The sequence below is a fragment of the Bradyrhizobium cosmicum genome, assembly GCF_032290525.1.
GTDB lineage: Bacteria > Pseudomonadota > Alphaproteobacteria > Rhizobiales > Xanthobacteraceae > Bradyrhizobium > Bradyrhizobium cosmicum_A.
The window spans coordinates 35,003-47,805 of sequence record NZ_JASXTA010000022.1 but is presented as its reverse complement, the minus strand read 5'-3'; the positions used below and the strand labels follow the sequence as shown (position 1 = coordinate 47,805).

Here is a 12,803-nt window from a genome sequence, read left to right as displayed (position 1 = left end):
ACCGCCCGAGTGGTCGAGAACTGCCTTTCGCGTCTATCCCCCGGCGCGTTGGACCGGCCCCGCGGCATCGATCACATCGATGAACAGCCGATCGAGAAGCACCGAATCCAGGACTTGAGGCGCTTGCTTAGCACGGCGGCGCGTGTCGCCTGGCCTTCGCGAGTGGGGCTGCAGCGGACGACTCATTTTGGGGCTGAAGGATCAGAATGCCCGGCGCCTTGGTAGTTGAACGCAGGCGCGCGAATTGGCGCGATTGTGCTTGTGCACGCGCCGATCCCGTCGGCGTTGCAATCGGCAAGCGGCGTAGACTATCGTACACGTACTAAGGAAAATAGAAACCAGAACGAGTAGTAGCGGCATCAGCACATGAACACTTCTTTTCCGTCGTCAGAGCGCCTGTGAGTTGGGTCTTGGCGAGCTCGGGGAAAGTACCTTGCATCGGCTTCGTACAACCTGACGCAAGGTGCGATTCAAGTCCTTTCCGTCATCATGTTTGTAGGAAATTATGCTCGAGCTCAAGCTGCCGGAGAAACGCTCACATTCGTTCGTCTCGTTGCTTCCTTCACCAGCAAAAGGCCGCTGCATTTGCTCTCCTGCATCAGCCAGACAATCGCTGATCCAGCCAAGAAACATTCTCCTACCAGAATTGGCGGACATCAGGGGGCCGTACCGGGTAGCCTGGAGTTGAAGATTAGCTCTTTGACCTACATAGGAACGGCAAAACTCGCCCCGAGCGGTCAACCTGAAGCCGTTGTCGGACCTGCCAGCTCATCGATACGCTAAGGGCATAAAGCCTCCAGGCCGGGTCATTAAAGGCGGCCCGACGCACTCCGTCGAGAACAAGTGCGTCGGGTTCGCCCACATCGCCAGTACATCCGTGGTGATGCAGCCTCCAATGAAGCAACCAGCGTGGCAAAACTGAGGCTCGCTCAGCAAGGCAGAGTAGTAGTGAGTCCCTGCTTCTTCGTACCTAGCGTCACGTTGTACGATCCTGGTGTAGATCTATCGAATTGGCAATCCGGCAAAGTTCTCGTTGGCAGAGGTTGGATAAATGTTGTCACAGTGCGCGTGGCGACAAGAGGCGTTCCGCTGTTCTTCATCTTAATTGCAATAATCTTCCACCGCTTTTGGGATAGTTTACGCTTTGCTTGAAGCGATTTTAGCAGCGAGATATCTCTCGGATCTATCAGCTTCGCATGGGCGGCGGTCGCCCTCCTGCGAACCGCAGCGAGCGACATTCCGATCAATGATGCCTGTACGGGCGCTTTGTTCGCATCAGGAGTGTCTTTGTCGCGGATCGGTTACTCCATCAATGAGAGCAGAATGATGAGAATAGTTATGGGCGCGGTTTCGCTCACAATGGCTCGTAGATCTGCCCTTGATGCTGTGGTTCAGAGTTGATGACTGCGCGGCGCCTTCCAAAAATGGCGCCAGGACTGAACATCGATCTCGAAAACAGCACTGCGCGTGTCAGCGGGATTTCTAGCCTGTCCCCTGCCAAATGTACCGAGGAGCTCTCTGACAAACGTCGCTGAGAGCATCGTGAATCCTGTACGCGGTTCTCGATGCGATTGCGGCTCCCGCGCTTGTCCCGTTGGTATGGGCTTCGCTGCCTTCCACTCCGCCAAAGCCGGAGGCGCTGCAACCCTCAGACTGCGGATTCCGACGAAGCCGGCATGCATTCCAATTCGAAGCCGGCCGGGTATTCCGATCTGAAGCCGGCCACCCGTGGCGTCGTTCGCATGGGTCTATTTCATGTTGTCGTTGAGGGCTGGGAAGGTCAAGAGACCGGTTGATCTTGAGCGGTTTGCTTCTGCTTTCTGAGGCTCTCTCCTTTGAGTTCGATGCGGTAGGCATTGTGGACGAGGCGATCGAGGATCGCGTCGGCGATGGGCTGCGCGCGGGATTGGGCTGGATCGACACGATCAGGCTGTGACGTATTGGGTGTGTAAGTCGCATCTTGGTTGCCGCGGTCCCGTCATTGGCGGCCTTGATCGGTACTAGCGCACTTCGTGAAGTCCCTTCACAAGCTCGCCCCATATGTGTCAGATTTTGGCTCATCCTTATTGACTGGGCTGGCAAATGCCGCGGGACCCCCTCAGCCGAACTCTGTTCGGCTCAAATGTCGACAGTGACATCCAGGACATCCAGCCCCTGTGGGAGGACGGTGATCGCGCGTTCTGCCGTGCGTGGCGCCAGCAAATCCACGGCAGCAGGGCTGTCGTGCTTGTCGTGCGGCCCATAGCGGAACACCCACCGACGCTCGACCGCCTCGCCCATGAATGTGAGCTGAGGGAGGAGCTAGACGAGGCATGGGCGGTGCGGCCGTTGGAACTCATCCGGGAAGCTGGTCGGACGATGCTGGTCCTGCAGGATCCATGCGGCGAGCCACTGCTAAATTTGCTCGGGATCCGCATGGAGCCCGAGCGCTTCCTGCGCCTCGCTGTTGGTATCACAAAGGCCGTGAGCAAGCTTCACCAGCACGGCTTGGTCCACAAGGACCTGAAACCCGCTCACATTCTGGTCGATTGTCCCGACGAACAGGTGCGACTCACTGGGTTTGGTCTGGCTTCCCGTCTTTCCCGCGAGCGCGTGCCGCCTGACCCTGCCGAGTTCATCGCCGGCTCGCTGCCCTACATGGCGCCCGAACAGACCGGACGAATGAATCGCTCAGTCGACTGTCGCAGTGATCTCTATTCACTTGGCGTGACATTCTATCAGATGCTGACCGGCGCGCTGCCGTTCACGGGCTCAGATCCCTTGGAGTGGATCCATTGTCATATTGCAAGAAAAGCAACACCGCCTGTCGAGAAATCGCAAAACCTCCCGGAGCCAATCTCTCAGATTGTGATGAAACTCCTCGCGAAAACCGCCGAGGACCGCTACCAGACTGCCGCTGGCCTCGAGCGCGATCTGCAACACTGTCTGGTCGTATGGGCCAACCACGGTCGCATCGACACATTTGAGCTCGGCGCAGACGACACACCTGATCGGTTGCTCATCCCCGAGAAGCTCTATGGCAGAGCCCGCGACATCGAGACCTTGCTTGGCTCTTTCGATCGCGCGGTGAAGAGCGGCGCGCCGAGGTTGGTGCTGGTTGCCGGCTACTCCGGCATCGGTAAGTCCTCGCTTGTCCAGGAGCTTCATAAGGTACTCGTACCCTCGCGCGGACTGTTGGCATCAGGCAAATTCGACCAACTGAAACGCGATGTTCCCTATGCAACATTAGTGCAAATCTTTCATAGTCTTGTGCGTCCTCTTCTCAGCAAAAGTGAGGGCGAACTCGCGACCTGGCGGCAAGCGCTCCGGGAGGCGCTCGGCGCGAATGGACGGCTGATGGTCGAATTGATCCCCGATCTGAGCCTGATCATTGGTGAGCAGCCCGCGCCTGCTGAGCTTCCAGCCCGGCAAGCGCAAAATCGTTTCCAGCTCCTGCTTCGCCGCTTTATTGGTGCATTCGCCCGGCGACCCCATCCATTGGTGCTCTTCCTCGACGATTTACAGTGGCACGATGCCGCAACGCTCGACCTGATCGAGGATCTTCTGACGCAGTCGGACCTGCACCTGCTGGTCATTGGAGCTTACCGCAGCAACGTAGTTGATGCAGGCCATCCACTCAAACGCAAGCTCGAGTCCATCAGGAGATCGGACGCAAATCTAGAGGAGATCACGCTGTCGCCGCTCACTGCAGACGATGTCGGGCAGTTGGTCGCGGACACCCTTCGTTGCGGACCAAAACGCGCTGCCCCGCTTGCAAATTTGGTGCATCAGAAAACGATGGGCAATCCGTTCTTTGCCATTCAATTCTTGTCTGAACTTGCCGAAGAGCAGCTATTAACGTTCGATCACGAGCCGGCGCGCTGGCGTTGGGATATCGAGCGCATTCACGCAAAAGCGTACACCGAGAACGTCGTCGATCTGATGCTCGGTAAGCTCATCCGGCTGCCCGACGAAACGCAGGACGCGCTGCAACAGCTGGCCTGTTTCGGCAACAGGGCCGAGACGGCAGAGCTTGCGATCGTGCTCGAAACGTCACAGGCACAGGTGCAGGCGAGGCTATGGCCAGCGATCCGGCAGGAACTGGTCTCGCGCCAGGCAACAGTCTACCGCTTTGTCCACGATCGCGTGCAAGAGGCGGCTTACTTGCTGGTGCCGGAATCCTCGCGCGCTCCTGCCCATTTGCGGATCGGTCGGATGCTTGCGGCACATGTCCCTGCGCACAAACGTGAGGAGGCTATCTTCGATATTGTCAGTCAACTCAATCGAGGTGTCGCGCTCATCGCTTCCGGTCAGGAGCGGGAGCAGCTCGCGGAACTAAATTTAATCGCAGGGCAGCGTGCCAGGGCGTCGGCGGCCTATGCCTCGGCACTGACATATTTCACTGTCGGTGCTGCGCTGCTCGCGCAGGATTCGTGGCAAAGGCGCCACGAACTCGCATTCGCACTGGAAACCAGTCGGGCCGAATGTGAATTCTTGGTAGGCCGGCTGGAGATTGCGGAGTGCCTCCTGTCCGAGCTGTCGAAGCGCGCTTTGAACGCGCCCGAACGAGCGGAGGTCGCATGTTTGCGGGTCGATCTTTACTTGACGCTCGGTCAGCACGGCCGAGCGGTGCTCATAGGTCTCGAATATCTTCGCGATGTCGGGATCGAGTGGTCGCGGCATCCGACGGACCAGGAGACATTAGCGGAATATCAGCGGATGTGGTCACAGCTGCCGGGTGCGATCGAGGAGCTCGCTGGCTTGCCTGAAATGACAGATCAGATCACGCTTGCCACGCTTTCCGTCTTGACGCGCATTCTTCCGGCCGCAGGTTTCACGGACGTGAATTTATCCGCTCTGGTCATCTGCAGAGCCGTCAGCATCAGCCTCGAATACGGCAACACTGATGCTTCTTGCACCCACTACGCATGGCTGGGCCGAATCTCGGCCGGCCGCTTCGGTGACTACGAAGCGGCTGATAAATTTGGTCGTCTTGCGTGCGATCTGGTTGATCGCGGTCAGTTCTCTCGTTTTCGGGCTCCGGTCTATTTGGCGATCGGAGGCAACGTGATCCCGTGGACCAAGCCCCTAAGGGACGGACGAGTGTTGATCCGGCGAGCGCTCGAAGCTGCGAACAGCATCGGCGATTTCATCTATGAGGCGTACAGCTTGGTTCATCTAACCTCAAATATGATGATGGCAGGAGATCCCCTGAAAGAGGTGCAGAACGAGATAGAGAAAAGCCTTCCTACGATACGGAACAGAAAGGTCAAGTTTGCTGCTGATGCCATGACTGCACAGCTCGCAATTATTAGAACCATGCGCGGCCTCACGCGCTCATTCGGTTCCTTCGATGATCAGCAATTTGACGAGCTGGACATCGAACGATCATTTGAACGCAGTCCGGAGCTGTCACCGAGCGAAACCGTCTACTGGATCCGCAAGCTTCAGGCGCGGTTTCTGGCCGGCGATTATCCTGCAGCTATTGCTGCTCGCTCGAAGGCAGAGCCCCGATTGTGGACCATCCCGACAGAGTCCTTGATCGCGGAGTTTCACTTCTATGGCGCGCTGTCTCACTCCTGTTACTGCGACAGGCTGTGTGAAAGCGAACAACAGCAACATCGAGAGATGATTGATGCCCATCACAGACAGCTGCAGATATGGGCCACGAATTGCCCCGAAAACTTTGACAATCGGGCTTCCTTGGTCGCGGCTGAAATTGCGAGGCTGGAATGCCGGGATGCAGACGCAATGCGACTGTACGAACACTCAATCCAGACCGCAGGACGTAACGGTTTCGCCCATCACGAGGGGGTCGCTTGTGAACTTGCAGCCCGCTTTTATGCAGCGCGCGGCTTTGACAGGATCTCCCGGGTTTACCTGCAGGACGCCCGGCATGGCTACCTTCGTTGGGGAGCAGATGGTAAGGTGCGTCAACTCGACGAGCTGAATCCCCATCTCAACCATGAGGAGACCACTCTTGCCGTGAATGGCATGAGGATCGGAGCTCCGGTTGAGCATCTTGATCTGGCGACGGTGACAAAAGTGTCGCAGGCGATTTCCGGCGAGATTGTGCTTCAAAAACTAATCGACACGCTTATGCGGACTGCCATTGAGCAGGCTGGCGCCGAGCGAGGTTTGTTGATTCTGCTGGATGGGGGCGAGCCACGGATCGAGGCGGAAGCCACAACGGTAGCGGATGCGCTGCTTGTAAAGGTGGATGAACAGCCCGTGACTCCGATGGCTCTTCCAGAGTCCGTGCTGCATTTTGTCCTACGTGTCCGCGACAACGTCATTCTCGAAGATGCTGCCGCCCAGCCTTCATTTGCGGAAGACCCGTATATCCGCAAGCGCAAATCGCGTTCTATTCTTTGCCTGCCACTGATCACGCAAGGCAAGCTGATCGGCGCACTTTATCTGGAGAATAATCTCGCCCCGCGCATATTCTCGGCTGCGCGCAACTCGGTGCTGAAAATGCTTGCCTCTCAAGCTGCAACAGCGCTGGAAAACAGCCGGTTGTACAGCGAAGTGCAGCAACGGGAGGCGAAAATCCGTCGCCTACTCGACGCCAACGTCATCGGAATCTTTATCATCCGCAAAGGGGGCGAGATCATCGAGGCAAATCAGGCCTTCCTCACCATGGTTGGATACGACCAAGGGGATCTCCTCGCAGGGCGAGTGAACGGTCTCGACCTGACGCCTCCAGAATGGCACGAGCGCACGATGGATGCTCGGACAGAAGCAAAAAGGACCGGAGCTGTTCAGCAGTTTGAGAAAGAGTATATTCGGAAGGATGGCAGCCGCGTGCCGGTGCTAATTGGCATCGCCGTATTCGATGAGCGACAGGACCACGGTGTTGGCTTCGTCCTCGATCTGACAGAACGAAAGAAAGTGGAAGCTGAAGCCCGTGAAAGCGAACGACTTTATCGCGAAACTCTGATGGGCCTTGCACACGCCAATCGGATCACGACAATGGGACAGCTGGCCGCCTCGATCGCCCATGAGGTGAACCAGCCGATTGCGGCGATCAGCAGCAATGCGGGGGCAGGGCTAAATTGGCTCGGTGCTCACCCCCCAAATCTGGAAGAAGTTCGGCAGACCTTCGGTTTGATTGTCCGTGACAGTATGCGCGCGGGGAACGTGATCCGCCGGATCCGCGCTCTTATGAATAAGGCTCCGATACAAACGGAGCTTCTTGCAATTGACGAAGTGATCTTAGAGGTGCTGGCCCTAGTTGGCGCGGAGCTCGCAAGACATGAAGTGTGGGTGCGAACCCGGCGGCCTGAGGCGTTGCCGCTCGTTCGAGCAGATCGCGTTCAGGTGCGGCAGGTGATTCTCAATCTGATCACGAACGCCATCGAGGCAATGAGCGAGATCAACGAAGGCGAGCGCGAATTACTGATCGCTACCCGGACTGATGGCTCGAATAATGTAGTGGTCGCTTTTCGGGATACGGGTCCAGGACTCGATCCAAACAGCGCAGACCGCGTGTTCGAGGCGTTTTACACCACCAAATCCGATGGCATGGGCATGGGGCTTGCCATTTGCCATTCTATTATTGAAGCGCACGGGGGCCGGATGTGGGCGGGCGCCAATGATCCTCGCGGGGCCGTGTTTCAGTTTAGCATGCCCGTTGCGCCGGAGGGCGTGAATCGGGCTGAACAGGTCTCTTGAACGTCTGAGGCTCGATTTCGATGTCGAGCAGGGGCTCCGGGAGCCCCGATCTTCGTGACAGAAGCGAGCGGCGTTGGGCATTTGAGACATTCGCTTCTTGCTGCCCGTCGGGGAGTGTTGGAGCGAGCGCAAATTGTCGCGAATTGTCAGAAAACTCCGACGCTGCGGTCAGATTCAAGACGCTTCGAGGGCTCTTTGCAAATCACTTGAGCCTTGCAGGCCGTCGAGCGGAATCGGACGAAAGCAGAGAAGGAGTGTTCGCGAGAAATGACGGAAATCGCCATCGAGGAAATGGAGGAAATCCAGGTGATACGGCGGCGTTTACAATAGGTCGTGCGGGTTGGTCATCCTTTCGGAATCAAGTGAGCCACCCGACGGGATTCGATCACGGTCGCTCTTCGACAAGCCCTCAATGAGGCCGGCGCGATCGGCCGCGTTGCGATTCTGGCTCATCTTCCGCGTGCCGTCGAGCCGTGTAATTTGCATTCGCAGACCGACAATCCCCTTAAGCTCCGCTTTAATGAAATTGGCAGGGGTGCCCCAGCAGTTTTTGCCCGAGCGCTCATGCGCATCGGTCACTCGCGTGACCACCTCCAGCAGCCGATCGGCATCATCGAAGAATTCGACCGGCCGGTGGGCATGCACAGCGACATAGTTCCAATCGGTATGGCCCCGCCTCTCTCGTGCTTGGTCACGTACCAGGAGAGGCTGATATAGGCCTGCGACACAGCGAAAATGGCCATGCCCTCGCCGGTCGGTGCCAGCTTCCACTGCGGATTCGCACGCGCCACGTGCGCGTAAATCGTACCCATGGAGCCTTCGCTCTCGTCGAGTACTGCGGGCAGCATCGTTCCAGCAAGCCCTTCGGGAGTGGCGGTGATCAGTGTCGCCGAGCGTGACTCGCGCATCGTCCGTTGAAGGTCGGCGATATCGACAACTTGGAAGCAGGGCGGCGTATACATCGGCGAGGCTCCCCGGCAGCCCCACGGAAGACGGGGCGACACATGATTTGAACTGGAGTACGCCTCATGCTGGATCACAGAAACAGCCAGTTTTGGTGGGTAGTGTCATTCCTCCGCGCGAGCCCCCTGGGCACAGTTAACCTATGGTGCGTCAGAGGTGCAGATCGGAGAGCGGGTTTGCAAGCTGGCCAGCCGTTGCCTTCCACGCGGCGCTTGCAGACGAATTCGGGTTTTCGCGGCGATGACTGCGGCACATGAGCAGCTTCGCCTCAGGGCTTTGAGTGGAACGACCAGAATTGCGGCTGAGCCCTGCCGCATCACCTCCAGTTCGTGTGACTGGCTGTGCTACATCCGCCCCCGGACTGGAGGGACATATCAAAAACAAGGAGATCGCAGCCATTCCGTCGGCGTGATGATTGCCGGTCATGAAATCGATAGGAGGCATCTCTCGTGTGTGTCCGGCACGCGATATATGGGGCCAATCTAGACCATCTATATCCCAAACGAACGGGCCTGACATCCGACGTGCAATCCAGGAACTCGAGGATCCTAGCCGCCCCACCTATCTGTTTCCCGCGCGATGCGAGCTATTCATGCACAACGCGTTCTGGTGTTGGTTGAAAATGCGGAAGCGCCGAAGCGCCTCCCGCCGGTTCATCTAAACTTCACGAGTGACGGCCCATTCGCCCAGGCCAACATGTTGCAGCCTTCAGTATTCTGGAATTGCCAAGCTTATCTCGATCAAACGGTCGTTATCGAGGAGGTTAGAGCTTTTCGGCATCTCACTCGGTCTTTCGCCCAGGATATTTCGAATCTTCATGTTAGGCGGGATCTGTGTTGAACTGCGGGAAAATCGTTTCCGAATGGCTGCCGGTTCGCCTAATCAATCCATCTCGCCGGCAGAAGGACAGTGCTCGATCTGAGATATCTCTGGGGCGCGATGCGTGGACTTTGTCGCTCTGTATCAATGTCCGATCGGTCGTCGCATCCTGTTGAGCTGTCGACTGCGCGTTACGGTGAACCGCGGGAGTCCTGCCTTCATTCTGTCGAGGCTCTCGAAGCATTGACCGCTGCTTTCATCGGCTGTGATCGTTCAATGGCTACCCGGATCCATCGCAGCTGATACCAAGCCTGCGGCCGCACACTACGGCTGTTGCTTAGCATGGCTCCGATATTCCGATCCTGCCTTATTGAGGACGATCTGATGGCGTTAACGCCGCATACTGATGGCCTATTCCAGTTCAGCATTTAAGTTCGAGAGTTCAAGTCCTCTTGCGGATGTTCCGGGTAACAGAGAGAGCATATGCCTATGACGAACACGATGAAGCACATCAAGCGTTCGTTGCGCTTGCTCGGCGGACTTGCTGTCGTCCTCGGCGTCACTTCCGTGCTCGGATCGAACAATGTGCGATCGGAAGCCCCCAAGGGCTTTGGCTCTGCAGCGACGGGCGGCCTTGGAGGCGAGATAGTTCAGGTCAGATCAACCGAAGCGCTGAATCATGAGTTATGTCGTTCGTACAGCTTCGGGCAGTGCAATGACAATAGTCCGCGCGAGATCCAGGTAATCGGAACCATAGACTTTACCGGTACGGAAGGGCAAGGCGAGGGGCAGGGATGCCAATACGGCCGCGCTTGTTCGGCACCTTACAAGAGTGAGTCCCTTCTCCTTATGGATGGCAACGACGCGCATTGCAATGGCAAGGAAAAGACGTTAGTCGGCTTCGACAGGGCCGGCAAGCGCCCGCTGGAAATTGGCTCAAACAAAACAGTGATCGGCGTTGGTCCGAGCGCTACAATCAAAGGGAAGGGGCTGCACCTCAATGGGGTGAGCAACGTCGTTATTCGCAACCTGACCATCAGTGATGTCAATCAAGGCGTGATATTTGCCGGCGATGCTATTGCAATTGCACGTGCCGACCTGGTTTGGATCGATCACAACCGATTTCATAATATCGGGCGACAGATGATTGCCGGCGGCTTTGGCCCTACGACGAATATTACGATTTCCTGGAACGACTTCGATGGCAGCGATACCTATTCCTCCTATTGTAACGGGGAGCACTATTGGAATCTCCTGTTTCTTGGTGTCCCGCAGACGATCACTATTGCAAATAATTATTTCCATGAGATCTCGGGTCGGGCGCCGCACATTGACGGTGCGCACGCCGTTATTCATCTCGTTAACAATTACTTCCACAACACGAATGCGCAACAAAGCGGCGGATTTTTCCATGCCGTGGATGCTGGATCATCTGTGCAAGCACTGGTTGAGGGTAATTACTTTGACAACATTGAAACACCTATAAAGACTGGGAGTGGGCATATCTTTGGTTTGTTAGGCAAAGCCAGCGGAACCATGCAGAACATCTGCCTCACCGTGCTCGGACGCCGGTGCATCGAGAACATCGCCATTCCAGTGCCGCGGTTCAATGGCTTTCGCCTGGATGAAACCGTGGTTCAGTCGTTTGGAGCTCTTCCAAGGTCATGTATTCCTCTTCCATTTCGAGCGGATGATGTTCCGGCCGTGATTACGGCCAGGGCAGGTCCCGGACACCTTGAGAGCCGGTGATGGCTCGTTCGCAGACGCGCTCGAGACTGTGCCGTTTGCCGCAAACGTTGAGCGGAAGGCGGATACTGGACGAGAACGGCACTCGCGGCTGGCTGCCCGACGTTGCACGAGGACCGTAGGGCCTTTCTCTTCGGTGCCGAGCGGTACAATCCTGTCGATTATGCGCCCTATGCCTTTCGCCGCCGACCCGGGGGCTCGTCTCAGAGTTTTACTTTTGCGGGTTCGGATTGGAACGACGATGGGAGACGGCATCGACTTCCTGGCAAACTGTTCGAATTATCATCCAATCCGCTACCTGACCGTCGTTCACGGCTCCGTTTCCGGCTCGCATGGTGCTTGCTCGAGAGTGCCCGTAACGCGAGGTCCGCCTTCGAAACCGAGTGACCTTAACTGCCGTGCGCTCTCGTACGCTTGAAGACTCCGCAAAGCTTGGAGCATTCGCAGTGAAAGAAACAGCTTCGACCGACGGTGTCATTCCACCGACCGACGTCGTCAAGCGCGCAGCGCGCATCGGTGTTGAAATCAGAAATATCAAGCTGTCGGGTGATTTACAGAGCCGAACCATCGCTGCGATCAACAGCTTGCTGCTCGAACACAAGGTGATCTTCTTCCGTGATCAGGGGCATCTTGATGACGTGCAGCGGGAACGGTTTGCTGCTTGTTTGGTACGCATTTCGGTGATGGTGAGCGGCGATTTCACTCGATGGTGAACTCTCGTTTCGTTTGATCGTCAGCAGATATTTCACGCGATCCTGAGCGGCCGCTTCGACCGACATGGTGATCGGTTCAGGGGTTTGAGGCGGCGTCAAGAGTTTGATTGCGGACGTTCTTCTTTCGCATGCGTTCTCCGGTAAGCTGAAGGCGGTGAGCGTTGTGAACGAGACGGTCCGGGATGGCGTCGCCGAGGGTTATGTCGTTGCCAGTGTTCGACGGGGATCTGGCTGGTGACGATGGTCGAGGCGCGACCGTGGCGATCATCGAGGATCTCGAGAAGGTCGCGCGGGCCGGGCGGATTGAGAACCGACAGCCCCAATCGTCGAGTATCAGGAGTTGAACGCGGCCGAGGGTTTTGAGCGTGCGGCCAGAGCGACCGTCGCCGCGCGCGAGGGCGAGAGCCTCGAACAGGCGAGGGGCGCGATGGTATTGGACGCATCCTGGTGCTGATCGGCGCGACGCCGGAAGGCCGCAAGGAACTGGTCGGCTTCACCGATGGCGCCCGCGAGAGTGCGCACGACTGGCGCGATCTGCTGCTCGATCTGAAGCGGCGCGGGCTCGATGCTTCCCCGCGGCCCGTCATCGCCGATGGCGCACTCGGCTTCTGGAAAGCCGCCGGCGAGATCTGGCCGAAAACGCGAGAGCAGCGCTGCTGGGTGCACAAAACCGCCAACGTGCTCGCCAAGTTTTCGAAGAGCCAGCAGCCGAAAGCGATTGCCCAGGCTCACGTCAAGACCGACAAGATCGATGTCCGCTGCATGCGTTTTTCGTGCGCATCCGCGCCCGGCAGACGTCGACTGAATGCCATGATTAGGAGAGACTCATCCATCGCCAAATTCGGTCCGAGAAACTGGGCCATCTCGAGCATTGCCACGCGCTGCATGGCGAGAGGCATCGCCAGACGA

3 protein-coding genes and 4 pseudogenes are annotated in these 12,803 nt (G+C 57.4%); 4 read left to right on the top strand and 3 right to left on the bottom strand.

What is annotated here, in order from left to right; genetic code table 11:
* Positions 1–1,780: 1,780 nt before the first annotated feature.
* Positions 1,781–1,891, bottom strand: a pseudogene (locus tag QSV46_RS31255) (ATP-binding protein); the annotation flags it as partial.
* Between the two features lie 191 nt (positions 1,892–2,082).
* On the opposite strand from QSV46_RS31255, the gene QSV46_RS31250 reads away from it, so the two are divergent.
* Positions 2,083–7,653 carry an AAA family ATPase gene (locus QSV46_RS31250; protein WP_314960681.1) on the top strand — a complete coding sequence of 1,857 codons (5,571 nt, stop codon included), beginning with the start codon at positions 2,083–2,085 and terminating at the stop codon, positions 7,651–7,653.
* Between the two features lie 344 nt (positions 7,654–7,997).
* Here the strand turns inward: QSV46_RS31250 and QSV46_RS31245 are convergent.
* Positions 7,998–8,615 (bottom strand): annotated as a pseudogene (locus QSV46_RS31245) (FMN-binding negative transcriptional regulator).
* A 1,321-nt stretch (positions 8,616–9,936) separates the two neighbouring features.
* On the opposite strand from QSV46_RS31245, the gene QSV46_RS31240 reads away from it, so the two are divergent.
* Both QSV46_RS31240 and QSV46_RS31235 read left to right on the top strand, forming a co-directional pair.
* Entirely contained in the window at positions 9,937–11,184 is a 1,248-nt protein-coding gene (locus QSV46_RS31240) for a polysaccharide lyase family 1 protein (protein WP_314960679.1), read from the top strand.
* A gap of 443 nt (positions 11,185–11,627) precedes the next feature.
* A pseudogene (locus tag QSV46_RS31235) lies at positions 11,628–11,858 on the top strand (TauD/TfdA family dioxygenase); the annotation flags it as partial.
* 112 nt (positions 11,859–11,970) lie between these two features.
* On the opposite strand, the gene QSV46_RS31230 reads toward QSV46_RS31235, so the two are convergent.
* Entirely contained in the window at positions 11,971–12,309 is a 339-nt protein-coding gene (locus QSV46_RS31230) for an ATP-binding protein (protein WP_409997229.1), read from the bottom strand.
* 26 nt (positions 12,310–12,335) lie between these two features.
* On the opposite strand from QSV46_RS31230, the pseudogene QSV46_RS31225 reads away from it, so the two are divergent.
* Positions 12,336–12,611: pseudogene (locus QSV46_RS31225) on the top strand (transposase); the annotation flags it as partial.
* Positions 12,612–12,803: the final 192 nt, after the last annotated feature.

Excerpts from the sequence above, each read along its gene's own strand:
- QSV46_RS31250 (WP_314960681.1), top strand. The coding sequence starts at position 2,083 with ATGCCGCGGGACCCCCTCAGCCGAACTCTGTTCGGCTCAAATGTCGAC.
- QSV46_RS31240 (WP_314960679.1), top strand. The coding sequence starts at position 9,937 with ATGAAGCACATCAAGCGTTCGTTGCGCTTGCTCGGCGGACTTGCTGTC.